The sequence below is a fragment of the Stenotrophomonas acidaminiphila genome, from assembly GCF_014109845.1.
GTDB classification, from domain to species: Bacteria; Pseudomonadota; Gammaproteobacteria; order Xanthomonadales; family Xanthomonadaceae; genus Stenotrophomonas; species Stenotrophomonas acidaminiphila.
This window is the reverse complement of record NZ_CP043567.1, coordinates 2614713-2637526: the sequence shown is the minus strand read 5'-3', so window position 1 is coordinate 2637526 and position 22814 is coordinate 2614713. Positions and strand designations below refer to the sequence as shown.

Sequence of the window (22814 nt, the reverse complement as noted above, 5' to 3'; positions counted from 1 at the left end):
ATCTCAACGGCGGGTGATGCCGGCCAGGCCGGCGGCTTGGGCGAAGGTCTGGCCGAGGCGGGTGCCGGCCTGGCCGATGGCGGCCACCGCACGGTCGATGGTCGGACCGGCGGCGATGGCGGCGATCTTGGCGGCGTAGCCCGGATCGGTGGCATACCCGGCACGTTGCAGGCCCTGTGCAAAACCGCGCACGTCGCTGCCGGCCTGGAGCGCGGCCTGGTAGCGCGGGCTGTTCTTGAGCATGCGCACGTAGTCGCCGAAGCTCTCGGCCGGCGAGCCGTAGGCGCGGAAGCGCGCGGTCTGGCTCTGGCGCTGGCCATCGACGTATTCGTGGGTCGCGGCGCTGGCGCTTTCGCCCTTCCAGCCGCTGGCCTTGATGCCGAACAGGTTGTGGCTGCTGCTGCCGTTGTCGCGCTTGATGTGGCGGCGGCCCCAGCCGGTCTCCAGCGCGGCCTGCGCGACCAGCGCACGCGGATCGACGCCGAGTTCGCGCGCGGCCTTCTCGGCATGCGGCCAGATGCTGGCGACGAAGCCTTCCGGGGTGTGCTTGCCGAGCTGGTCGGCGGCGGCGTTGGCGGTAGCCACGTCCACCCCGTCGCTGTGGGGGGCCGCCGGACCGACGCCGCTCCAGCGGTCGTTGGCCAGGGCCCAGTCGGCCGTTGCCGGCGCGGCTTCCGGCGCTGTGCCACGGCCGCCGATGGCCGCGTGCAGGCTGCCGCTGTCGCGGCCGGCGATCAGGTCCAGCATCTGTTCCTGCGGCATGGCCGGGGCGCTGGCGGCCACGGCCTGCAGCGGGTCGGCCTGCAGCGCGGCCTGGGGCGCAGGCAGCGCCATCGGCGCCGTCGTTGCGGGGGCGGGGGCCAGCAGCCGGTAGGCCTGCGCGGCCTTCGCCGCCGGCACCAGCGAGGTGTCCAGCGGCTGGGCCGCCTTGTCGGCGCCGCCGAGCTGGCGCGCGATCATCGACGACAGGCCCAGGCCGCGGCCCTTGGTCATGGCCTCGGCAATGCGCTGGTCGTACATCTCGCGGAACATCTGGTTCTCGCCGGGGAACAGCGAGTCGCCGAAGCTGGCCGCGCGCATGCTCTTGATCAGCATCTGCGCGAACTGGCCTTCGAGCTGGCGCGAGACCTTGTCGATCTTCGCCGGGTCGTTGCCGGTGACCGCGTTGAGCTCCAGTGACGGGGCAGCGATGCGCATGCTCAGATCACCTCCAGCTCGGCGCTGAGCGCACCGGCCTGCTTGAGGGCCTCCAGGATCGCGATCAGGTCGCCGGGCGCGGCGCCGACCTCGTTCACCGCACGCACGATCTCGTCCAGCGTGGTGCCGCCATCGAAGCGGAACATGCGGCTGCCTTCGTTGCTGGCGGTGATCGTGGACTGCGGCGCGGTCACGGTCTGGCCGCCACCGAAGGCATTGGGCTGGCTGACCTGGGTGGCCTCGTTGATCGTCACCGTCAACGAGCCGTGCGCGATCGCCGCCGGGCTGACCCGTACCTGCGAACCGATCACCACGGTGCCGGTACGCGAATTGACCACCACCCGCGCCGGCGCGGCGCCGGGCGAGAGTTCGATGTTCTCGATGCGCGCCAGCAGGCCGATGCGCGCGCCCTGGTCGCTCGGCGCCTGCACCGCGACGGTGACGCCGTCGACCGCGCGCGCGGCGCCCTCGCCGAACGCGTTGTTGAGCGCGGCCACCATGCGCGCGACGGTGGTGAAGTCGTTCTGGTGCAGGTTCAGGGTGATCTCGCCGCTGGCGCCGAACACGTCGGGCAGGGCGCGCTCGACGGTCGCGCCGCCGGGGACGCGGCCGACGCTGGGCACGTTCACCGATACCCGCGAACCGTCCTTGCCCTGTGCACCGAAGCCGCCCACCACCAGGTTGCCCTGGGCGATGGCGTAGACCTGCCCGTCGGCGCCCTTGAGCGGCGCCATCAGCAGCGAGCCGCCGCGCAGCGAGATCGCGTTGCCGATGGACGACACGGTGATGTCGATGGTCTGTCCGGGCTTGGCGAACGGCGGCAGCTCGGCGTGGATCGCCACCGCGGCCACGTTCTTGAGCTGCGGGTTGACGTTCGGCGGAACATTGACGCCCAGCTCGCCGAGCATGTTCTTCAGGCTCTGCACGGTGAACGGCGCCTGGCTGGTACGGTCGCCGCTGCCATCCAGGCCAACCACCAGGCCGTAGCCGACCAGCGCGTTGCCACGTACGCCGCCGACCTGGGCCAGGTCCTTGATGCGTTCGGCATGCGCCGGCAGCGCCAGCGCCAGCAGCAGCGCGGCCAGGCCCAGGGGAGTGCAGGTGCCGCGGAGGCCGTGCACGAAGCGCCGCAGGCGCCCGTGCCGGTCAGGTGCCGGTGGCCGGCCCGCGGCCAATGTCCGGGAGGTATCCGTCATCATCCGATCCGCCTCAGTACGGCGCCAGGCGCGAGTTGAAGAACCGCCCCAGCCAGCCCATCGCGTTGGACTGCGCCACCGCGCCGCGGCCGCCATAGGCGATGCGCGCGTCGGCGACCTTGCTGGAAGGAATGGTGTTGTCGGTGGCGATGTCGGCCGCGCGCACGATGCCCTGGATCTGCACCAGCTCGTCGCCCTGGTTCAGACGCAGGTTCTTCTGGCCATGCACCACCAGGTTGCCGTTGGGCAGGCGCTGGATCACGGTCACGGTCACGCTGCCCTGCAGGCGGTTGCTCTGCGCGCTGCTGCCCTTGCCGTTGAAGTCGCGTTCGCCCTTGGCGCTGGCGGCGAGCACGTCCTTGCCGCCCAGGGTGACCGGTGCGCCGAACAGGCTCGGCGAGCCGATGTCCATGCTCGACTTCTTGCCGATGGCGGTATTGGCGCTGGTGGTGGCCGAGGTGCTTTCGACCAGGGTGATGGTCAGCAGGTCGCCGACGTCGCGGGCACGACGGTCGCCGTAGAGGTTCAGGCCCGGGCCGGCGGCGTAGATCGCGCCGGCCGTGGCCTCGGCCGCGGGTGCGACCACCGGCACCACCGGCGCCATGGCCGGGTAGGGGCGGATGTCGCCGGCGACCACGCAGCCGCCCAGCAGTACCAGGCTGGCGGCGGCGCAGGAAAGGCGGATGACGTTGGACAGGCGGGCCATGGCAGGTTCCGTAAGCGGCACGATCAGACGTTGTTGTTGAGGTAGCCGAGCATCGAATCGGTGGTGGAGATGGCCTTGGCGTTCATTTCGTAGGCGCGCTGGGTTTCGATCATCGCCACCAGTTCCTCGACCACGTTGACGTTGCTGCCTTCCAGCGCGCCCTGGACGATGCCGCCGAGGCCGTTGAGGCCGGGGGTGCCGTTCTGCGCGGGGCCGGAAGCCGTGGTTTCCAGGTACAGGTTCTCGCCCTTGGCCTGCAGGCCGGCGGGATTGATGAAGTCGGTCAGGGTCAGCGAGCCGATCTCGACCGATGCCGCATCGCCGGCCATCTTCACGCTGACGGTGCCGTCCGCGCCGATGGTCAGCGACTGCGCGCCTTCCGGGATCTGGATGCCCGGCTGCACCGGATAGCCGCTGCTGGTGACCAGTTCGCCCTGCGGACTCATCTGGAAGCTGCCGTCGCGGGTGTAGGCCGAGCTGCCGTCGGGCAGCATCACTTCGAAGAAACCGCGGCCGTTGACCATCACGTCCAGGGCGCGGCCGGTCTGCTGCTGGCCACCCTGCTGGAAGTTCTTGGACGTGGCCACCACGCGCACGCCGGTGCCCAGCTGCAGGCCGGTCGGCAACTGCGTCTGCGCCGAGGACGAGCCGCCGGGCTGGCGCACCTGCTGGTACAGCAGGTCCTCGAAACTGGCGCGGTCCTGCTTGAAGCCGGTGGTGTTGGTGTTGGCGAGGTTGTTGGAGACAACGGACATGCGCGTCTGCTGCGCATCCAGGCCGGTCTTGGCGACCCACAGTGCCTGATTCATGAGCGGTTCCTCTGCTGCTGGTGCCGGCCCTCAGGGCCGTTGCAGGATGTAATGCATGGCCTGTGCCAGAACCGCGCGCCAATCGGCCGGCGCAGCGGCATCAGCCGTTCAGGCGCAGCAGCGTGTTGGCGCTGCGCGCGTTCTCGTCGCCGTGCTTGATGACCTTGACCTGCATCTCGAACTGGCGCTGCAGCTGGATCATCTGCACCAGCGCGCCGGCCGCGTCGACGTTGCTCGATTCGAGCATGCCGCTGTCCAGCGCCTTGCCCTGGACCTGCGCGAACGGCTGTTGCGGGTCGGTGTTGCGCATCAGCCCGTCGAGGCCGCGCTGCAGCCGTGCGTCGGGCGCCTGCACCACGCGCAACCGCCCGACCATGGCCATGGTCTGCGGCCCTTCGCCCAGCGGGATGACCGACAGCGTGCCGTCGTGGCCGATCTCGATGGCCTGGTGCGGGGGCACCGCCACCGGGTTGCCGTTCTCGTCGAGCACGGCATTGCCGTCGGCGGTGACCAGCTGGCCGTTGGGGGTGAGCGTCAACGCACCGGCGCGGGTATAGGCCTCGCTGCCGTCGCGCGACTGCACCGCCAGCCAGTTACCCGGCTGCAACGACAGGTCCAGCGCGCTGCCGGTGATCTGCTGCGCGCCGATGCGGCGGTTGAACCCGGCATCGACATGCAGGGCATCGATGCGCGAGGCATAGCCCTGGCCCTGGATCGGGAACGCCTCGGTATTGGCCAGCGCTTCCTTGAAACCGGGCGTATCGGAGTTGGCCAGGTTGTGGGACACGGTGGCCTGCGCCTGCAGCGAGGCGCGGGCACCGGTCATGGCGACGTAGAGGGCTTTGTCCATCGGGGGCGGGGACCTGGAAGCGGGGAGCGGGAGGTGGCGCGGCGGCGGAGGCGGAAGACCCGGGAGCGGGGCGCGGCGCGCGGATCACGCGCGCACGCACCGCCGCTCCCGGCGGGGCCGGCTTAGCGGATGTTGATCACCGTCTGGGTGATCTGGTCCTGGGTCGAGAGCATCTGCGCATTGGCCTGGAAGTTGCGCTGCGCGGTGATCATGTTCACCAGCTGCTGGGTCAGGTCGACGGTGGAGGCCTCCAGCGAACCGGCCTGGATCTGGCCCAGGTCGGAGCTGTCCGGCGCGCCGGTACGCGGCGTGCCCGAGGCATAGGTCTCCGACCACAGGTTGTTGCCTTCGCCCAGCAGGCCCTGCGGGTTGTTGAAGTTGGTCAGCGCGACCTGGCCGAGCGCGACGTCCACGCCGTTGGAGTAGCGCGCATACACCACGCCCTTCTCCGAGATGTTGATCTCGTTGAGCTTGCCCGAGGCATAGCCGTCCTGGCCGGTGTTGTGCTGGTTGAACTTCTCGCCGTACTGGGTGGAGCCGGACACATCCAGGCTCATCGCCAGCTGGCCGGCGCCGGTGCTCGGGGTGAACGAGCCCAGGGTGATCTTGCCGTCGGCCGGCGTGATCAGCGCGCCGCTGTCGGAGAACTGCAGCAGGGTCGGGGTGCCGATGACCGCCGGGACCGGCGGGGTGGCGGTGGGATCGCCCGGCACGCTGCCGTTGTTGACCGGCACGCCGTCGACGAAGTTGTAGACCGCCCACTCGTTGGGGTTGGCGGTCTTGACGAAGTACGAGGTCTGGATGTGGCTGACGCCCAGCGAGTCGAACACGGTGATGCCGCCACTGGAGTGGCTGTAGCTGTTGCTGACGGCCGGGTCGAACGGCGTGATCGTCGGTTCCTTGGCGTTGGCCGGCAGGGTGAAGGCCAGCTCGAGCTGGCTGGTCGGGCGCGGCGCGCTGTCGCCGGACAGCAGGCGCAGGTCGGTCAGGGCGCCATCGAAGCGGGTGCCGTCGGCACTGGGGGCGTAGACCTGCAGGCGTGCGCCCTGCGGATTGACCACGTAGCCGTTCTTGTCGGCCTGGAAGTTGCCGGCGCGCGAGTACACCCGCGAGCCGTTCATGTTCAGGGTGAAGAAGCCTTCGCCGGCGATCGCCAGGTCCAGGCTGCGGCCGGTCTGGTCGATGTTGCCCTGCGAGAACTGCTGGGCCACGTTGGTCAGGCGCGCACCCGAACCCATGGCGTTGTTCTGCAGGCCATAGCCGGTCGCGGTCAGGACGTTGGCGAACTCGGCGCGCGATTCCTTGAAGCCGACGGTGTTGACGTTGGCGATGTTGTTGGCGGTGACGCTCAGGTCGGCGTTGGCGGTGCTGATGCCGGACAGGGAGGCGTTGAAGCCCATGGCGATACTCCTGGGAATCCGTGGAAGAGGGGGCTCAGCTGACGCGGAGCACGTAGTCGAGCGGGGCCGCGCCGAGCCCCTTGAGGTTCAGGTAGAGGCCGTCGGATCCGACCGTCACGCTCTCCACCTCGGCCTCGACGTAGGTGCTGAGCTTGGTCTGCTTGCCGCTGGCATCGGTGTAGGTGGCGGCGATGGTGTAGGCGCCGGCCGGCATGCGCTTGCCGTTGGCGTCGGTGCCGTCCCACTCGAACGGCACTTCGCCCGAGGCATCGGCCGCAACGCTGATCTGGTCGACCTTGTTGCCGTTGGCATCGGTGATGTCGACGACGATCGTGCCGGCGCCCGGCGCGGCCAGGGTGCCGCCGGTGGTGCCGTCGTCGCCGAGCATGAACTTGGTCGAGGGCACCAGCACGTCGTGGCCGACCATGGCCGCGCCGCGCAGGATCTGGTCGCCGGCCATCGATTCCTGGAAGCCGGTGACGCTCTTGTTCAGGTCGCTGATGCCCTGCACCGTGGACAGCTGCGCCATCTGCGCGACCATCTGGCTGTTGTCCATCGGCTTGAGCGGATCCTGGTGCTGCAGCTGGGTGGTCATCAGCCGCAGGAAGTCGGCCTGGTCCAGCGCGTCCTTCTTCTTGGTGCTCTTCGCGGCCGGGGCGTTGAGCCCGAGCGCGCCGAACAGGTCGGTATTGGTGTTGATGCTGCTCATGACGGAATCCTGTGGCGGCCGGCTCAGCGGCCCATGGTCAGGGTGGCCAGGGTCAGTTCCTTGGCCGTGTTGAGCATCTCCACGCCGGCCTGGTAGTTGCGCGAGGTGGAGATGAGATTGACCATCTGCGCCACCGGGTCGATGTCCGGCGAATACACGTAGCCGTCGCCGTCGGCCAGCGGATGGTGGGGTTCGTAGCGCTTGAGCGGCGGGGCTTCGCTCTGCGTGACCTGCTTGACCTCCACCCGGGTCAGGCGCGGGTCCTCGCGGCTGGTGACCGCCTGGAAGATCGGTTCCAGCGGCTTGTAGGCGGCGTCGGCCGAACCGGCCACGGTGTCGGCGTTGGACAGGTTGGAGGCGATGGTGCTCATGCGCACCGACTGCGCCTGCAGCGCCGAGCCGGCGATGTCGAAGATGGGCAGGTTGCTCATGGCGCTCCCCTTACTGGCCGGTGATGGCGGTGGTCAGGGTGCGTACCTTCGACTCGACGAAGCTCAGCGAGGCGCGGTACTCCAGCGCGGCGCGGCCGTAGGCGGCGCGCTCGGCATCCGGATCCACGGTGTTGCCGTCCAGGCTCGGCTGCACGCCGGGGCGCAGCACCTGGAAGGGATTGAGGCCGTCACCGCCGATGCGGTAGTGCTGTTCGGCGGTGGTGGTCAGCAGGCCGTTGCCATCGGCGCCGCTGGCGCTGCGCAGGGCGGCATCGAAATCCAGGTCGCGGGCCTTGTAGCCCGGGGTGTCGGCGTTGGCCAGGTTGCCGGCGATCAGCTTCATGCGCTGCTCGCGCAACGGCATGGCCTGGGCATGGATGCCCAGGTAGTTGGAAATCAGGTTGGGCATGGCGCGCCTCCCGGGGGAACGATGCCCGGGAGGCTGCAAGCGGCGTGCCAGAAGACGGCCGCGGGGGGCAGGCAGGCGCGGGCATGCCCCGCGGCCGGTTCACCCCGGCGGCCGCCCCGGTGGCCGCGGTGGAGGGGCCAGGCCGCGCCGCGGCGCCGGGGCCGGCGGCGGCATCACGCCGCCGCGGCTACCTGGCGCAGGCGCTGCAGGACGAAGTCGGCCAGTTCGTGGGCGCTGTACTTGGGCACGAAGGCATTGGCGCCGACCCGCTCGACCATGGCGTTGTTGAACACGCCCGACAGCGAGGTGTGCAGCAGCACGAACAGCCCGGCCAGCCCCGGATGGCGGCGGATTTCCGTCGTCAGGGTGTAGCCGTCCATGGCCGGCATCTCGATGTCCGAGATGACCATGGCATAGCGTTCGGCGGGGTTTTCGCCCGCGGCGTGGATCTGCAGCAGATGCTCCAGGGCCTGCTTGCCGTCGGACAGCAGGGTGGCGGTGACCCCCAGCTGGTCGAGCACGCTGCGGATCTGCTGGCGGGCGACGCGCGAGTCGTCCACCACCAGCACCTGCATCGGCGGTGCGCCGGCGGGCAGGACCATCGACGGATCGAGCACCGCATCCTTGCTGATCTGGGCGATGTCGGCCAGCACGCTTTCCACGTCGATCACCTGGATCAGTTCGCCCTGGAAGCGGGTGACCGCGGTCAGGTAGCTGGCCTCGGCGCCCAGTTCCGGCGGCGGCTGGATGTCCTCCACCGCGATGTTGACGATCCGTTCCACGCCGCTGACCAGGAAGCCCTGTACCGAGCGGTTGAACTCGGTGACCACCAGATAGCCCGGCGAGGTGTCCGCGTCGGGCTCGCGCTCGGGGTGGCCGATCGCCAGCCCCAGGTCCAGCACCGGCACCGAGCGGCCGCGCACGTCGGCCACCCCGGAGAACTGCGACGGCAGGCCGGGCACCTGGAACAGGGACGGGCGCCGCAGCACTTCCTGCACCTTGAAGACGTTGACGCCAAAAAGCTGACGGCCACCGAGGCGGAACAGCAGCAGGGCCAGTCGGTTGTGGCCGGCCAGCCGGGTGCGCTGGTCGATGCGGTTGAGCAGGTCATGTGACATGCAGCCGGTATCGGCAGGGCGGGGGCGGGACTTGAGGGCAGGCGCGAACGATCGCGCGGGTGCCGGGCCGACAGCCGTCCCCGGCCACGGCGCGGTACCCGCAGCCATTCCGCGCGGCGCCGGCCCGGGCAACGCGGCAGCGGCCCTGTCGCCGGGCGCGGGCGCGTTCCGGCACGCCACTTGCAGGGCAGTGGCCATTGTTTCCGTGGCGGAGTTTCCCCATGCGCCTGCCGGTCCTGTTATGCCTGCTGCTGGCCCTGCCGGTCCAGGCCGCCGATTTCCAGTCGGTGGCCTCGATCCGCGCGGCCGCGCTGTCCACGCTCGACCCGGCCACCGAAGCCGAGGCCAGTGTCGATGCCGGGCTGCGCCTGCCGGCCTGTCCGGCGCCCCTGCAGGCCCGCGCCACCGGCAACCGGACCGTGGAAGTGGCCTGTCCCCAGGCCGGCGGCTGGAAGCTGTTCGTACCGGTGACGGTGCGGCGCGAGCAGGACGTGCTGGTGCTGGCCCGCGGCGTCGCCGCTGGAGAAGTGCTGTCCGCCGCCGATATCGGCAGTGTGCGTCGTGACACCGCGCGCATCGCCGGGGCGGTACTGTCCGATCCGCAGGCGGCCATCGGCCGGGTGGCCCGGCGCGCAATGGGCGCCGGCAGCCTGCTGTCGGCCGGCGATCTGGTCTCCCCGCGTATCATCCGGCGTGGAGACAGCGTCGCGCTGGTATCCCGGCGCGGCGGGGTCGAGGTGCGGGTGGCGGGCAAGGCGCTCGCCGATGCGGGCGAGGCCGACCGGGTGCCGGTCGAGAACCTGTCCTCGCGGCGGGTGGTGCAGGGCGTGGCCACGGCCAGCGGCGATGTTCTGGTTTCCCGTTAGATTCCACTAAAGATCAGTGCCCCGTTGCCGTTAACCCTTGTGTACCGAATCAGGACTTCCATCACATGAGCCAGAAAATCGACGGCGGGATCACGGCAAGCGCCCAGTTGCGCCCGGTCGCCACGCCCGCCAAGGCCACCCCCGCCGGCAGCGGCGAGGCGCGTCCGGTCGAGGCCGCCGACAGCGTGCGCCTGACCGGCGAAGCCACCAGCCTGCAGGCCATGCAGCGCGAACTGTCCGCCGCCCCGGCGATCGACACCGCGCGCGTGCAGGCCGTCCGCGAAGCGCTGGAAAACGGCAGCTACCGGATCAACCCGGACGCCATTGCCAAGCGCATGCTGGATCTGGACGGACAGCTGCAGGCATGAAGCTGGGCGTGGCCGATCCACTGCAGCAGTTGAGCGACGCGCTCGATGGCGAGCGCCAGGCGCTGGTCGAGCACGACGTGCAGGCGCTGGTGGCGGCCACGAGCCTGAAACTGGAGGCGCTGCGCGTCCTCGAGGCGCGGCCGCCGCTGGAACACGCCGAACGCCTGCGCGAGCTGGCCGAGCGCAACCGCGCCAACGGCGTACTGCTGGCCCGGCGCCGCCGCGAGGTCAGCTGGGCACTGCGCCAGCTGGGCCGCAGCGAGGCCTCGTCGGCCTACGACGCCAAGGGCCAGGCGCACCTGCTGCACACCCGCAAGCCGCTCGCCGTCGCCTGACGGAAGCCCCCGCCAGGCCTCTCGTGCCTGCGCCTGCGCGGTTATAGTGGGCGACCGTCCCGCCGACCCGTCGCCCCGTGGCCGATACCGCATCCCCTCCGTTCGCGCCCTTTCCGTCTCCCGTCGTGCTGCGTGCGCTGAGCGACCGCATGCGTGACGGCATGCTGCTGTTCAACGACAGGGGCGAGGTCGCCCTGGCCAACGGCGTGGTGCGCGACCTGTTCGGCGCGCAGCCCGGCGAAGTGGCCGAGCTGGCCCGGCGCCTGATGGACCTGCTGCCGGCGGTGGCGCTGGGCCAGGCCCGCGAATCGGGGTGCTGGAGCGGCAGCCTGCCGTTGGGCGCGCGCGCGGTGATCGTCCACCTGTACCACCACGAACACCAGGGCGAACAGGCCTTCCTGGCGCTGTTCCGCCACATCGACGGCCAGGAAGACTACGAGAACGAGCTGCAGCGCCGCCATGCCGAACTGCGCCAGGCCTACCTGCGGCTCAATGGTGCCCAGGAGAAGCTGCTGCAGTCGGAAAAAATGGCGTCGATCGGCCAGCTTGCGGCCGGCGTGGCCCACGAGATCAACAACCCGATCGGCTATGTCCACTCCAACCTGGGCAGCCTGCAGGAATACCTGCGCAGCCTGTTCACCGTCATCGAGGCCTACGAGCGCGCCCTGCGCGCGCCGGATCCGAAGGCGTTGATCCCGGAGATCGACGACATCCGCGACCGCCTGGACATCGACTTCATCAGCCGCGACCTGCCGCAGCTGATGGCCGAGTCGCGCGAGGGCATCGAGCGGGTGACGCGCATCGTGCGCGACCTGAAGGATTTCTCGTACTCCGGGCGCGACGAGTCGTGGAAGCTGGCCGACCTGCACGCGGGGCTGGAATCGACGATCAACATCATCTGGAACGAGCTCAAGTACAAGGTCACCCTGGAGCGCCACTACGGCGAGCTGCCGATGGTCGAGTGCCTGCCGTCGGAGTTGAACCAGGTGTACATGAACATGCTGCTCAACGCCGGCCATGCCATCGCCGACCGCGGGCATATCGTGGTCAGCACCGGCGTGGACGGCGACGAGGTGTGGATCGAGTTCCAGGACAACGGCTCGGGCATTTCCCCGGAGCTGCGCCAGCGCATCTTCGACCCGTTCTTCACCACCAAGCCGGTGGGCAGCGGTACCGGGCTGGGCCTGTCGATCTCCTACGGCATCGTCAACAAGCACCACGGCCGCATCGACCTGGACAGCACGGTGGGCGAGGGCTCGCGCTTCCGCATCGTGCTGCCGATCCGCCAGCCGAAGGGCTGAGCGCCAGCGGCGCCCGGGCCGGTCGGCGCGCGCGCCTCATTCCACGCCGTTGATCGACCGGCCCTGGCGGCCGCCGCGCTTCTCGTCGTGGGTGCGGAACGCCTGGCGTATGTGCTCGCGCAGTTCGTCGTCGTTCCAGGGCTTGGTCAGGAAACGGTAGATCGCGCCGCGGTTGATCGCGTCGGTGACGGTATTGAGGTCGGTATAGCCGGACAGCACCAGCCGGATCGTGTCCGGGTAGAGCATCTTCACCCGGCCCAGGAACTCGGTGCCGCTCATGTCGCTCATGCGCTGGTCGGACAGGATCACCTGCACGTCGTTGATCGCCAGCAGGTCGAAGGCGTCGCGCACGTTGCCGGCGGCGAGGATGCGGTACCCGTCGCGGCGGAACAGGCGCACCAGCGAGCGCAGCACGTTCTCCTCGTCGTCCAGCAGCAGCAGGGTGCGGTCCGGGCGGGTCTCGGCGAATGCCTCCGGGCGCAGGTAGCGGCGGCGCAGGGTCATGCCGGCGGCTTCGACCGACATCGGCTCGCCGAACAGATAGCCCTGGAACACATCGCAGTCGTTGCGGCGCAGGAAACCCAGCTGCGCCTGCGACTCGACCCCGTTGGCGATCACCGTCATGCCCAGCTGGTGGCCCATGGCGATGATCGCGCGCGAGATGGCCGCCTCGCGATTGGCCGCCGGCGCGCTCTTGATGAAGCTGCGGTCGATCTTCAGCTTGTCCACCGGGTAGCGCACCAGCGCGCTGAGGCTGGAATCGCCGGTGCCGAAATTGTCCAGGCTCAGGCTGATGCCCTCGTTGCGCAGGTTGGCCAGGGTCTCGTAGACGAAGTTGACGTTGTTGGTCAGCGCGCTCTCGTTGATTTCCAGGGTCAGCATGCGCGCCGGCACCCCGGTGGACTGCAGCATCGCCATGGTCTCGGCGAAGAAGCTCGGCCGCAGCAGCTGCAGGGTGGACACGTTGACCGCGATGTTGAAGTCGTCGAAGCCCTGGTCGCGCCAGATGCGCGCCTGGCGCAGGGTCATTTCCAGCACCCAGGCGCCGATCTGGACGATGATGCCCAGCCGTTCGGCGGTGCGCATGAAGCGTTCCGGCACCAGCATGCCCAGCGTCGGCGACTGCCAGCGCAGCAGCGCCTCCATGCCTACGACGTGGCCGTCGCGGGCGCTGACCAGCGGCTGGTAGCGCAGGCGCAGTTCGCCGTTGTCGATGGCGTCCACCAGCTGCCGGGAAATGATGCTCTCGCTGTGCGCGCTGAGCGGCTTGTGCAGCATGTGCACCTGCACCACGTTGCCGCCCTCGCGGCCGGCCTGGTGCAGCGCATCCTCGGCCAGGTCGAGCAGGCGGCTCGGGTCGGTGGCATGTTCCGGGCTGAGCGACACGCCGATCTTGGCGGTCAGGAACAGGGTGTAGGGCAGCACCGAAAGCGGCAGCTCCATCTGCTGGCGCAGCTGTTCGGCCATTTCCTCGGGCAACGGCACCCCGTCCGCGCGCGGGATCGCCAGCACGAACTCATCGCTGCCGTGCCGCCACAGCCGGCCGCGGCCGCGCAGGTGGTCGCCCAGCCGCTGCGCGATCAGGACCAGCGCCTGGTCGCCGACATCGGCGCTCATGTTCTCGTTGACCGAGGCGAAGTGGTCGATGTCCAGGTGCAGCAGCATCAGCGGCGTGCCGCCGGCGGCCGCATCGGCGACCATGGCCGCCAGCTCCGGGTTGCCGGCACCCAGGCGGGGCGGGGCGGGCATCCCGGCGGCCGGCAGCGGGGCAGGGTTCCACATCTTCAGGCTCCCTGGCAGGCGGCCGCCTGCGGCATGCGGTAGGGCAGGTGCAGTTCGACCTGGGTGCCTTCGCCCGGCGCGGTGTGGATGCGCAGCCAGCCGCCGACGCTCTGCGCGCGTTCGCGCATCACCACCAGCCCCAGTCCGCGCGGGCCGTGGGGATCGAAACCTTCGCCGTCGTCGGTCACGCGCAGCCGCAGGCGGCCGCCGCCATCGTCCTCGAGGCACAGCCGCACCTGGCTGGCCAGCGCATGCCGCAGGGCATTGGTCAGGCTCTCCTGGGCAATCCGGAAACAGGCCTGCTCGACCTCGTTGTCGGGGCGTTGCGGCAGGTCTTCCACATCCATCTGCAGTTCCACCGGCGAGGAGCGGAACAGCTGCCCGGCCTGCCAGCGCAGTGCCGCCTCCAGCCCGAGCGCATCGAGCTGCGGCGGGCGCAGCAGCATCGACAGGTTGCGCAGCCGCACCACCGTGCTGTCGACCAGTTCCACGATCTGTCCCAGGTCCTCGCGACGGCGCTGGGCGTCGTCCTCGTCCATCGCCGCGTGCGCCGCCAGCTTGATCGCGGTGACCGCCTGGCCGATATCGTCGTGCAGGTCGCGGGAAATCGCCCGGCGCTCGTCTTCCTGCACCGAGAACAGGCGCCCGGCCATGGCCTGCAGCTCCCGGTTTCCCGTCTCCAGCGCCTTGCGACTGGTCTCGAGCTCGCTGACGTCGCGCGCCGCCAGCACCCGCACCCGGGCCAGCCGCGGCAGGAGCAGGAGCAGCGCCAGGGCCATGTAGGCGGCCACAAGGATGACGGAGGTCACACTCCAGGCCAGCGGATGGGCCGGGATCGCCTGCCAGGTCCAGGGCAACAGGCCGCATAGCAGGATCAGTACGCCGCCTGTCGCCACCACACCATATGTAGTGCGTTGCAGGCCGGCCATTGCCGACTCCGTGGGGGCCGGATGCCGCGAAGGGAGGGAGCCGTTGTGCATGTGCCGTGGCAGGGTGCCGTGTTCGATCCGGAGACATCTTAACGGGCCATCGCAAACCGCGATGACGCAGTACTCAATTTCCATGCACGGCTGCCGTTATCCATAGAGTTCCCGGACCTCGGGTGTTTGACTGGAGCGGTAGCGCGTGGATCAGGGCGTGATTGCTAGCATGATGAGCCATCCGCTGGAGGGGGCGATCGTGCTGCTCGATCCGGAGGGTCATCCGCTGGCCGCCAATGCCACGGCCCGCACCCTGGACCTGCCGCGCGGCCTGCAGGCGCACCGCCAGGCCCTGCTGGGCCTGCGCGACCGGGTCGCCGGCCAGGGGCTGCTGCCCTGTTCGGTGCCCGCCGGTGAGCAGCGCGTGGATGGCTTCCTGAGCGCCGCGCGCGCGCAGGACGGCACGGTCTGCGCCTATATCTTCACTGCCGCCCCGGCCGCCGCGCTGGCCGACGGGCGCTGGCCGCAGCTGCTGCATGACGCCGGCCACGGCGTCTGGGAGTGGGACGTGCCGGCGCACCTGCTGGCTTCCCTGGAGCGGCAGGCCGGAGCCGGCCCTGTCGCCGGCTCCGTGCACGAATGGCTGGAACGCACCCATCCCGATGACCGCGCCGTGCAGCGCGCCGCCCTGCGGGCGCACCTGCACGATGCTGCCGTGGCGTATGCCTGCCGGCTGCGCGTGCGCCGCGCCGATGGCGGATGGCAACGGGTGCAGGATCGTGGCCAGGTGGTGGCGCGGACGGCCGACGGCCAGCCACTGCGCATGGCCGGCATCCGCATCGGGATCGCCGCGGCGGATGCGCTGGGCGCCGACGTCGACGAACAGCAGGTGCAACTGCGCCACCTGCAGCGCATCGCGGGCCTGGGAACCTGGTCGTGGGAGCGCGACGGTGGCTTTTCCTGGTCGGACGAGATGCTCGCCGCCATCGGCCGTCCCCCGGGCAGCATGCCGCCGGGCCGACGCTGGCTGGACATGCTCGACGCCGATGCCCGCGCCCAGGTGCTGGCAGCGTGGCGGCGCCTGCAGCGCGAAGGCCAGCCGCATGCATTCGAGCTGGTACTGCCGGCAGCACCGATGGAAGTCCCCGGCATCCACCTGCGGATCTGGATGCACCCCCAGCACGATGCCGGCGGGCGCGTGCGGCGCGTGGCCGGGCAGCTGCAGAACGTGACCGAGCAGCGCCAGACCGACGCCCTGATCCGCTGGCGCACCGAACTGCTCAACCGCGTTTCGGCGCTGGGCCGCATCGGCGGCTGCGAGATCGAGGTGACCACCCGCGGCATGCTCTGGACCGATGAGTGCTACCGCATCCACGGCCTGCGCAAGGAGCCGGTGACGCTGGAGCAGACGCTGGCGCTGTACACGCCCGATTCGCGCGACAGCTTCGAAGCCGCGCTTACCCGTATCGCCGAAGGTGGCCTGCCCGAACAGCTGGACCTGTGCTTTTACCGGCATTCCGGACAGCGGGTGTGGGTGCAGGTGCAGATCGAGCTGGACCGGCGCGAAGGCCTGCCGGAGCGCTTCGTGGTGCTGTTCCGCGACATCACCCGCGAACGCGAGGCCAACGAGCGCATCGAGCTGCTGGCCCATTACGACCTCCTGACCGGGCTGCCCAACCGCATCCTGCTGCGCGAGCAGACCGAGGAAGCGATCGCCGAGTCGCGCCGCAACGGCAAGATCCTGGCGATGCTGTTCGTCGATCTGGACGGCTTCAAGTCGATCAACGACACCTTCGGCCACGCCACCGGCGACATGCTGCTCAAGGCGGCCGCGGCGCGGCTGCACCAGAACCTGCGCAACGCCGACCTGTTCGGGCGCTTCAATGGCGACGAGTTCGTCGTGGTGCTGCGCCACCTCGCCGACCCGGCCGATGCCGGCCATGTCGCGCGCAAGCTGATCGCCTCGCTGGCCTCGCCGCTGCACCGTGGCGACACCACGCTGAAGGTGGGGGCCAGCGTCGGCATCGCGCTCGCCGACGACAGCCATCGCGATTTCGACACCCTGCTGCGCGCGGCCGACGCCGCCATGCACGCGGCCAAGGAAGCCGGTCGCAACACCTACCAGTACTACAGCCAGGACGTGCTGGCCGGCATCCAGCGCCGCCTGCAGATCGAGCACGCGCTGCACGGCGCGCTCGAGCGCGAGGAGTTCCAGCTGGTCTACCAGCCCCTGGTCAACGTCGACGGCACGCGGCCGCCGGCGATCGAGGCGCTGCTGCGCTGGGCCTGCCCGGAACTGGGGCCGTGCAGCCCGGCCGAGTTCATCCCGGTGGCGGAGAAGTGCGGCGAGATCGCGCGCATCGGCGAGTGGGTGCTCAACGAGGCCTGCCGCCAGGCGTCCGCCTGGCATGCCGCGGGGCTGATGTTCGAACGCGTCGCGGTCAATGTATCGGCCATGCAGCTGCGCGAGCGCGGCTTCGCCGAGCAGGTGATCGCCCTCTGCGAACGCCACCGCTGGCCACCGCACCGGCTGGAACTGGAACTGACCGAGTCGGCCCTGATCCGCGACAGCGATGCGCTGCGGCAGTGCTTCGACACCTTCGAACGCAACGGCGTGCTGCTGGCCGTGGACGATTTCGGTACCGGCTTCTCCAACCTGCACTACCTCAACCGATTCCCGGTGCAGCGCCTCAAGATCGACCGCAGCTTCGTCCAGCGCATGCTGCACGATGCCGGCACCGCCGAGGTCACCCAGGCCATCGTCCACCTCGGCCACGCGCTGGGCATGCAGGTGGTGGCCGAGGGCGTGGAAACGCGCCAGGAAGAGGCGATGCTGCTGCGCCAGGGCTGCGACGAGATCCAGGGCTACCTGTACTCGCGCCCGCTGCCTTCGCGGGACATGGCGCAGTGGCTGCGCCGCTGCGACGAGGGCGACGGCCCGGGCCCGCAGGCGCCCACGCAGGCGGACGTCCCGGCCGCCGTCAGCTGAGCAACGGCCCGGCCCCCACACGCCGCTTCCTGCTGCGTCCTGCCACGTCCGGTGGAGCGGGCCGCCACGCCCGTGCCCGGCGCCGGGCACGGCGCTTCCATCCTCCAGGCCGCAGCCGTGGCCGAAGAGCGCCCGTCGGGCGCACCCGGTGAACCGCCCGCGCCCCGTCCCGGGGCGCAACAGGCCGTGCCGGCCACGCGCGGCCGGCTGCGGGCACTGCGCTGATGCCGCCGGCAACACGCGTGCATGACACCTGCCGGCCAAGGGCGATCACGGCGCCGGCGGGTCCATGCAAGGAGAGCGCACTGGCCGGCGCCGCGTCCGCCAGGCCGTGGGCAGGCGGCAGCGCGGTGAAGGTCGGCCAGCCCGGGCTGCAAAGTGTCCGGGTGGCCGGCCACGCCAGCATGCACCGGGGAAGGCAGGCGGCGCGGCGCGGGTACGGCCGCTGCAGATGGCAGATGCGGGTGCGGGTGCGGCTCGCCGCGATGCGGCAGTCACGCCGTGGCGCGGTCACTCGATCGCAGGGGGGGGCGCACGCCTGCAGAACGCCAGGTCCCAGGCTACCAGGGTCGCTGGCGGATCATCCTGCCCGGGAGCTTCGCCCGTGGGCAGCCGCGGGGTGCATACCAGTTCCTGCTGCAGCATGGCTTCCAGCGCCGCCAGGCGGCTGCGCGCAACAGCGCTGCCGGGCACGGCTTCGGTCGTCTGCGGGTTCGCCGCCGCTGCCGCTGCCGCCCAGCCGGCCGGCAACGACAAAACCCCGGCCGGGGCCGGGGTCGTTGTCGCATCGTAGCGGGAATCAGAACAGCTCAACCGTTCCCGCGCCCATGCTCTGCTGCGCCACCGGCTTGTGCGGCGGGCGTTCCCACTCGCTGCGCATTTCGCGCAGGCGGCTGCCGGTGCGCTGCAGCGCAAGCACCAGTTCGCCGTCGAGCGCGCCGCCACTGCGATGCAGCAGCTCCTGCAGCGCCACGGCTTCGCGGTTGATTGCGGTCAGGCGGTCCAGGTGGGTGTGCACGCCGCCCAGCGCCTGGGTGGCGATGTCCTCGAACTGCAGGGCGCGCACCGCGTCGGCGACGCTGCTGTCGATGGCGCGGCCGCATTCGGAGATCTCGCGCATGCCATCGCCCAGCGAGCTGTTGATCGCCGCCACGTTCTCCAGCATGGCCGCAGCCTCGTGGCGCGCCTCGCGGGAGCGGTCCATGTCGCGCGAGGCCATGTGCGAGACGGTCTCGCGGACCTTGGCGATGGCGTCCTTGGAGCTGTGCGCGAGCTTGCGGATCTGCTCGTTGAAGGTGGTCGAGCGCTCGGACAGGTTGCGCACCTCGTCGGCGACCACCGCAAACCCGCGCCCGGCTTCGCCGGCACGTGCGGCCTCGATGGCGGCGTTCAGCGCCAGCAGGTTGGTCTGGTCGGCGATCGACTTCACGTCTTCCAGCAGGGCGAAGATGCCGTCCAGGTGCTGCGCCATCTGGTCGATGTGCTGCACGGTGTTGCTGCTCTGGCCGCTGACCTGTTCCAGCGCCTCGACCAGCTGCTCCATCTGGTGGCTGGCGTGCTGGGCGAAACGCGCCACGTCCACGCCGCCACCGCCATCCTCGCCGGCGCGGTCGACGATGCGGGCCAGCGCCTGGCTCTGCTGGCGCGACTTGCGGTTCATCGCATCGAAGCTGCTGCCCAGCCCGGCGACCGCCTGGCGGATCAGTTCGCGGGCGCGTTCGATCTCGCCGCGCGAACCATCGATCTCGTTGCTGACGAAGCTGCGCAGCTCGTTGAGCAGCTGGTCCTGCTCCTTGAGCACGCGGGCGTGCTCGGGCGAACGCTGCGACTGGCTGTAGGCGCTCCAGTAGGCGAACACCAGCCAGCTCAGCGCCATGGTGGTCAGGACCGCCCACACCACGGCCGCGGGCCAGGCGAAGGCCAGCGCCAATGCCAGCAGGAAGGTAAGGGCCAGCGGGGCGGCCAGGCGGATTGCAATGCGTGAATACATGGACGTTCTCGGGAGAGTCACGATTGCAGTATCGGCCGTGCCGGTCGGGTCTTTAGCCGCCGCCGCGTAACCGTCGCGAGATCGCTTCGAGCATGGCCTTGCGCGAGAACAGGAAGTCCCAGTAGCTGCCGCCGAGCTGGCGCCACAGCACCGCCGAGCGCACCGCCGCCAGCAGCAGGGCACGGATCTCGGCGACCACGCCCGCCTGGCCCAGGTAGTGCGGATTGCCCTGCACCATGATCCGCGGCTTGAGCTGGCTGATGGTGTCCGCGTACAGGCCGCCCATGGCGCCGAGCACCTCGGGGTGGGCCGGGTCGCCCAGCTCGCGGGCCTGCGCGGCGGCACGCTCGATGCCGGCCTGGACCTTGTCCACGGTGGCGCGCTCGCGCACGAAGCGGCGTTCGAGCTGCATCACCGACAGCGCCAGGCGCGGCAGCAGCGCGTCCTTGCCCTGGTTGCCGAAGTAGTCGCGCAGCAGGCGCAGCCCCGGTTCGAGCTGGTGGCTGTCGCCGTATACCGCGGCAGGGGACGGTGCGTTGATGCGCATCACGCTGTCCATCGCGGTGCGGACCACCGCGTTGTCGGAATGGCCGGTTTCGGCGATGCGCCGCACCTGCTGCAGGGCCTGGGCGATGCCGGCCAGTGCCAGGACACGGTCGTCGAAGGAAGAACTCATGCTTGCCTCTCAAGGGAAACGGGGCAGGGCGCACGCTGCTCCAGCGGTGCGTCGGTGGCGGCGATGACCGCGCCGCCCAGGCATTCGGGGCCGTCATACAGCACCAGCGACTGGCCGGGCGTGACTGCCCGCTGCGGCCGCTCGAACTGCACCTGCACGGTGCCGTCGTCGCCGACGCTCACGCGGCAGGGTTCGTCCGGCTGCCGGTAGCGGGTCTGCGCGGTACAGGTGAAGGTGGCGGCAGGCGCGCTGCCGGCGATCCAGTGCATGGCTTCGGTGCGCAGCCGGCTGGACTGCAGCCAGGGGCTGTCGTGGCCCTGGTCGACATACAGGATGTTGGCCGCCACGTCCTTGCCGACCACATACCAGGGGGCCGCCGGCCGCCCGCGCACGCCGCCGATATTCAGGCCCTCGCGCTGGCCCAGGGTGAAATAGAAAACGCCCGGGTGGCGGCCGATGGGCTGTCCGTGCGGATCGCGGATCTCGCCTTCGCGGGCGGGCAGGTACTGGCCCAGGAACTGGCGGAAATCGCGCTCGCCGATGAAACAGATACCGGTCGAGTCCTTCTTGGCGTGGGTCGGCAGCCCGCTTTCCCGGGCGATCCGGCGCAATTGGCTCTTTTCCAGGTGGCCGATCGGGAACACGGTGGCGGCCAGCTGCGCCTGGCCCAGCTGGTGCAGGAAGTAGCTCTGGTCCTTGCCGCGGTCGGCGCCGCGCAACAACCGCCAGCGCCCGCCCGCCTGTTCCACCCGGGCATAGTGGCCGGTGGCGATGCGTCCGGCGCCCAGTTCGCGGGCGGCGTCCAGGAAGTGCTTGAACTTGACCTCGCGGTTGCACAGCACGTCCGGGTTCGGCGTGCGCCCGGCCGCGTACTCGGCCAGGAAATGCTCGAACACGCCCTGCCAGTACTCGGCCGAGAAATCGCGGAAATGGAACGGGATGCCCAGCCGCCCGCACACGGCCACCGCGTCGCGGCGGTCGTCCTCGGCGCGGCAATGCCCGCTGCCATCGTCCGCCCAGTTCTGCATGAACAGGCCGGCGACATCCAGCCCCTGCTGCACCAGCAGCAGGGCGGCGACGGAGGAATCGACCCCGCCGGAGACCCCCACCACCACATCCGGGCGGCTCATCGCAGCTGCCTCACGAGGGAAAGCGGATGACGCTGCCCGGCCAGCCAGTCCGAAACGGTCTGCCACACCAGCGGGCTGCGCAGCCGCGCCATGTCCGCCTGCAACGCGGCCGGGGTCAGCCACAGCGCCTGCACGATACCGCTGTCCAGCGGCTGCTCCGGATGCTGCCGCAGCGGTTCGGCGGCAAAGGCGAAGCGCAGGAACGGCGTGCCGTCGGGCGCGTTCCATTGGTAGGCGCCGATGAACGCGGTGGGCCGCACCTCCCAGCCGGTTTCCTCGCGGGTTTCGCGCACGGCCGCCTCGACCAGGCTCTCGCCGGCATCGAGGTGTCCGGCCGGCTGGTTCAACACCCGCCGCCCGTCCTTTTCCTCTTCCACCAGCAGCAGTTGCCCGGCGCGGCACACCACGGTGGCCACGGTGACGTGCGGCGCCCAGCGCTGGGAGCTCAACGCATTCACCCTCAGTACTCGTCCTTCGCCGTCAGTTCCAGTTCCATCGCATCGGCGCTCTTGATCGCCGCGTCGATCGCGTCGCTGAGCACGTCGGCCTTGGCGTCGGCATCGATCTTGACCACGAACATGGCCAGGTCGCCCTGCTTTACCCAGCCGCCGAGCTTGGAGTCGTTGGCATCCTCCAGCAGGCGGTTGGCGACCAGTGCCGGAAACTGCGGGCCGGGGGCCTTGTAGCCCGGCGACCAGATCTCGCGCACGCGATGGGCGCCATAGGTCTCGACCGACGAGCGCACGAACACCAGCTGGGTGCGTTCGTCCTCCATGTCGAACACCAGGCGGTAATCGCCATCCTCGTCGACCTCATACTTGTATTCCAGCGAGTCGAGCAGCCGGCCGACGGCGGCATCGGGCTCGCCGGCGAGGGCGTTCCCGGCCATGCCGGCGCACATGCCCGCCACCATCATTGCTGCCACGTACTTCTTCATGCGTTCCCTGCGGGATTGGTTGATCAGGCGCAAATTGTGCGGCGGCCGGGGTGTTCACGTCCAATTTGGCGCAGCTGCGCCGGGCCAGCCGCTATAATTCCGGGCATGCCCCGCAAGCTCCAACACGAGAACGACCATGGCCTGCTGGTGGAACCCGGCAAGCCCGAGGTCGCGCCGCCGCCGCTGTACCAGGTGATGCTGCTGAACGACGACTACACCCCGATGGATTTCGTGGTGGCCGTACTGCAGAACTTCTTCGCCATGGACCTGGACAAGGCCACCCAGGTGATGCTGCACGTCCACACCCGCGGCCGCGGCATCTGCGGGGTCTACAGCCGCGAAGTCGCCGAAACCAAGGTCGCGCAGGTCAACGAGTTCTCGCGCATGAACCAGCATCCGCTGCTGTGCACGATGGAGAAGGCCTGAGCGTCCGCCGCGCCGGCGCGTCCGGCACCGCGCGCCAGTCGCGCCGCCAGCGGTCCGCACTGTTCCGGGCATGGCGATGGCGGCCGTATTGGCTGTCGCCCGCCGCGCATCCATTGTTCGACAGGTCGCCCCGGCGGCTGGCATCGGCCTCGGTGGAAGCCGCTTTCCGCTGTGGGAACCGGCCGCCGCCGACCCCGTCCGGCCACTGCTAACGCCGTCTGAACACCGGCATCCGGTAGGGTGATGGAAAACGTGCAGTCAGGCCGCAT

The 22814-nt window shown here is 70.1% G+C and carries 22 protein-coding genes and 1 pseudogene; 6 read left to right on the top strand and 17 right to left on the bottom strand.

Annotated elements, in window-relative coordinates:
• Positions 1–3: 3 nt before the first annotated feature.
• From flgJ to F0P95_RS12025, 10 genes are all read right to left on the bottom strand, one after another.
• Positions 4–1197, bottom strand: coding sequence for a flagellar assembly peptidoglycan hydrolase FlgJ (gene flgJ, locus F0P95_RS12070; RefSeq protein ID WP_182334425.1), 1194 nt, complete (start codon positions 1195–1197; stop codon positions 4–6).
• Between the two features lie 2 nt (positions 1198–1199).
• Positions 1200–2393: a flagellar basal body P-ring protein FlgI gene (locus tag F0P95_RS12065; RefSeq protein WP_425515865.1), complete on the bottom strand. Its 1194-nt coding sequence runs from the start codon at positions 2391–2393 to the stop codon at positions 1200–1202.
• Between the two features lie 13 nt (positions 2394–2406).
• Positions 2407–3099, bottom strand: coding sequence for a flagellar basal body L-ring protein FlgH (gene flgH / locus F0P95_RS12060; RefSeq protein ID WP_182334423.1), 693 nt, complete (start codon positions 3097–3099; stop codon positions 2407–2409).
• Between the two features lie 23 nt (positions 3100–3122).
• Entirely contained in the window at positions 3123–3908 is a 786-nt protein-coding gene (gene flgG / locus F0P95_RS12055; RefSeq protein WP_054665751.1) for a flagellar basal-body rod protein FlgG, read from the bottom strand.
• A 100-nt stretch (positions 3909–4008) separates the two neighbouring features.
• Positions 4009–4758 (bottom strand): flagellar basal body rod protein FlgF, encoded by a 750-nt coding sequence (locus F0P95_RS12050; RefSeq protein ID WP_182334422.1) that lies wholly within the window; start codon positions 4756–4758, stop codon positions 4009–4011.
• Between the two features lie 122 nt (positions 4759–4880).
• Positions 4881–6158: a flagellar hook protein FlgE gene (gene flgE / locus F0P95_RS12045; RefSeq protein ID WP_182334421.1), complete on the bottom strand. Its 1278-nt coding sequence runs from the start codon at positions 6156–6158 to the stop codon at positions 4881–4883.
• A gap of 34 nt (positions 6159–6192) precedes the next feature.
• Positions 6193–6867 carry a flagellar hook capping FlgD N-terminal domain-containing protein gene (locus tag F0P95_RS12040; protein ID WP_182334420.1) on the bottom strand — a complete coding sequence of 225 codons (675 nt, stop codon included), beginning with the start codon at positions 6865–6867 and terminating at the stop codon, positions 6193–6195.
• Positions 6868–6890: 23 nt separating this feature from the next.
• Positions 6891–7298 (bottom strand): flagellar basal body rod protein FlgC, encoded by a 408-nt coding sequence (gene flgC, locus F0P95_RS12035; protein WP_182334419.1) that lies wholly within the window; start codon positions 7296–7298, stop codon positions 6891–6893.
• Between the two features lie 10 nt (positions 7299–7308).
• Positions 7309–7707, bottom strand: coding sequence for a flagellar basal body rod protein FlgB (gene flgB, locus F0P95_RS12030; RefSeq protein ID WP_182334418.1), 399 nt, complete (start codon positions 7705–7707; stop codon positions 7309–7311).
• Positions 7708–7880: 173 nt separating this feature from the next.
• On the bottom strand, positions 7881–8825 hold the full coding sequence (locus F0P95_RS12025) for a chemotaxis protein (RefSeq protein ID WP_182334417.1): 945 nt from the start codon (positions 8823–8825) through the stop codon (positions 7881–7883).
• 221 nt (positions 8826–9046) lie between these two features.
• Here F0P95_RS12025 and flgA point away from each other — a divergent pair, with 221 nt between their 5' ends.
• The 4 genes from flgA to F0P95_RS12005 all read left to right on the top strand — a co-directional run bounded on the left by flgA (position 9047) and on the right by F0P95_RS12005 (position 11695).
• Positions 9047–9691 (top strand): flagellar basal body P-ring formation chaperone FlgA, encoded by a 645-nt coding sequence (gene flgA, locus F0P95_RS12020; RefSeq protein WP_182334416.1) that lies wholly within the window; start codon positions 9047–9049, stop codon positions 9689–9691.
• 65 nt (positions 9692–9756) lie between these two features.
• The gene (gene flgM, locus F0P95_RS12015; protein ID WP_182334415.1) at positions 9757–10059 is read left to right on the top strand and encodes a flagellar biosynthesis anti-sigma factor FlgM; all 303 of its coding nucleotides are present in this window, start codon (positions 9757–9759) and stop codon (positions 10057–10059) included.
• 2 nt (positions 10060–10061) lie between these two features.
• On the top strand, positions 10062–10394 hold the full coding sequence (locus tag F0P95_RS12010) for a flagellar protein FlgN (RefSeq protein WP_182336974.1): 333 nt from the start codon (positions 10062–10064) through the stop codon (positions 10392–10394).
• A gap of 149 nt (positions 10395–10543) precedes the next feature.
• Entirely contained in the window at positions 10544–11695 is a 1152-nt protein-coding gene (locus F0P95_RS12005; protein ID WP_182334414.1) for an ATP-binding protein, read from the top strand.
• A gap of 36 nt (positions 11696–11731) precedes the next feature.
• Here F0P95_RS12005 and F0P95_RS12000 read toward each other — a convergent pair whose 3' ends face one another.
• Positions 11732–13477, bottom strand: a complete 1746-nt coding sequence (locus F0P95_RS12000; RefSeq protein WP_182334413.1) for an EAL domain-containing protein — start codon at positions 13475–13477, stop codon at positions 11732–11734.
• Between the two features lie 2 nt (positions 13478–13479).
• Positions 13480–14211 (bottom strand): annotated as a pseudogene (locus tag F0P95_RS11995) (sensor histidine kinase); the annotation flags it as partial.
• Between the two features lie 391 nt (positions 14212–14602).
• Between F0P95_RS11995 and F0P95_RS11990 the strand changes: the two are divergent.
• On the top strand, positions 14603–17386 hold the full coding sequence (locus tag F0P95_RS11990) for a bifunctional diguanylate cyclase/phosphodiesterase (protein WP_182334411.1): 2784 nt from the start codon (positions 14603–14605) through the stop codon (positions 17384–17386).
• A 799-nt stretch (positions 17387–18185) separates the two neighbouring features.
• Here F0P95_RS11990 and F0P95_RS11985 read toward each other — a convergent pair.
• The 5 genes from F0P95_RS11985 to F0P95_RS11965 are packed head-to-tail and all read right to left on the bottom strand — an operon-like array spanning position 18186 to position 22095.
• A complete protein-coding gene (locus F0P95_RS11985; protein WP_182334410.1) occupies positions 18186–19376 on the bottom strand; it encodes a methyl-accepting chemotaxis protein in 1191 nt (396 codons plus the stop codon).
• A 52-nt stretch (positions 19377–19428) separates the two neighbouring features.
• Positions 19429–20052 (bottom strand): high frequency lysogenization protein HflD, encoded by a 624-nt coding sequence (hflD, locus tag F0P95_RS11980; protein ID WP_182334409.1) that lies wholly within the window; start codon positions 20050–20052, stop codon positions 19429–19431.
• Positions 20049–21182, bottom strand: a complete 1134-nt coding sequence (gene mnmA / locus F0P95_RS11975) for a tRNA 2-thiouridine(34) synthase MnmA (protein ID WP_182334408.1) — start codon at positions 21180–21182, stop codon at positions 20049–20051. The genes hflD and mnmA overlap by 4 nt, the downstream gene beginning before the upstream one ends.
• Entirely contained in the window at positions 21179–21640 is a 462-nt protein-coding gene (locus tag F0P95_RS11970) for an NUDIX hydrolase (protein WP_056932913.1), read from the bottom strand. Before F0P95_RS11970 ends, mnmA begins: the two co-directional genes overlap by 4 nt.
• 2 nt (positions 21641–21642) lie before the next feature.
• The gene (locus F0P95_RS11965; protein ID WP_413976038.1) at positions 21643–22095 is read right to left on the bottom strand and encodes a type III secretion system chaperone family protein; all 453 of its coding nucleotides are present in this window, start codon (positions 22093–22095) and stop codon (positions 21643–21645) included.
• Positions 22096–22224: 129 nt separating this feature from the next.
• On the opposite strand from F0P95_RS11965, the gene clpS reads away from it, so the two are divergent.
• Entirely contained in the window at positions 22225–22545 is a 321-nt protein-coding gene (gene clpS, locus F0P95_RS11960; RefSeq protein WP_182334407.1) for an ATP-dependent Clp protease adapter ClpS, read from the top strand.
• The last annotated feature ends 269 nt before the right edge of the window (positions 22546–22814 follow it).

Coding starts and splice junctions, on each gene's coding strand:
- flgJ (WP_182334425.1), bottom strand. CDS start 1,197: ATGCGCATCGCTGCCCCGTCACTGGAGCTCAACGCGGTCACCGGCAAC.
- F0P95_RS12065 (WP_425515865.1), bottom strand. CDS start 2,393: ATGACGGATACCTCCCGGACATTGGCCGCGGGCCGGCCACCGGCACCT.
- flgH (WP_182334423.1), bottom strand. CDS start 3,099: ATGGCCCGCCTGTCCAACGTCATCCGCCTTTCCTGCGCCGCCGCCAGC.
- flgG (WP_054665751.1), bottom strand. CDS start 3,908: ATGAATCAGGCACTGTGGGTCGCCAAGACCGGCCTGGATGCGCAGCAG.
- F0P95_RS12050 (WP_182334422.1), bottom strand. CDS start 4,758: ATGGACAAAGCCCTCTACGTCGCCATGACCGGTGCCCGCGCCTCGCTG.
- flgE (WP_182334421.1), bottom strand. CDS start 6,158: ATGGGCTTCAACGCCTCCCTGTCCGGCATCAGCACCGCCAACGCCGAC.
- F0P95_RS12040 (WP_182334420.1), bottom strand. CDS start 6,867: ATGAGCAGCATCAACACCAATACCGACCTGTTCGGCGCGCTCGGGCTC.
- flgC (WP_182334419.1), bottom strand. CDS start 7,298: ATGAGCAACCTGCCCATCTTCGACATCGCCGGCTCGGCGCTGCAGGCG.
- flgB (WP_182334418.1), bottom strand. CDS start 7,707: ATGCCCAACCTGATTTCCAACTACCTGGGCATCCATGCCCAGGCCATG.
- F0P95_RS12025 (WP_182334417.1), bottom strand. CDS start 8,825: ATGTCACATGACCTGCTCAACCGCATCGACCAGCGCACCCGGCTGGCC.
- flgA (WP_182334416.1), top strand. CDS start 9,047: ATGCGCCTGCCGGTCCTGTTATGCCTGCTGCTGGCCCTGCCGGTCCAG.
- flgM (WP_182334415.1), top strand. CDS start 9,757: ATGAGCCAGAAAATCGACGGCGGGATCACGGCAAGCGCCCAGTTGCGC.
- F0P95_RS12005 (WP_182334414.1), top strand. CDS start 10,544: ATGCGTGACGGCATGCTGCTGTTCAACGACAGGGGCGAGGTCGCCCTG.
- F0P95_RS12000 (WP_182334413.1), bottom strand. CDS start 13,477: ATGTGGAACCCTGCCCCGCTGCCGGCCGCCGGGATGCCCGCCCCGCCC.
- F0P95_RS11985 (WP_182334410.1), bottom strand. CDS start 19,376: ATGTATTCACGCATTGCAATCCGCCTGGCCGCCCCGCTGGCCCTTACC.
- hflD (WP_182334409.1), bottom strand. CDS start 20,052: ATGAGTTCTTCCTTCGACGACCGTGTCCTGGCACTGGCCGGCATCGCC.
- mnmA (WP_182334408.1), bottom strand. CDS start 21,182: ATGAGCCGCCCGGATGTGGTGGTGGGGGTCTCCGGCGGGGTCGATTCC.
- F0P95_RS11965 (WP_413976038.1), bottom strand. CDS start 22,095: ATGGTGGCGGGCATGTGCGCCGGCATGGCCGGGAACGCCCTCGCCGGC.
- clpS (WP_182334407.1), top strand. CDS start 22,225: ATGCCCCGCAAGCTCCAACACGAGAACGACCATGGCCTGCTGGTGGAA.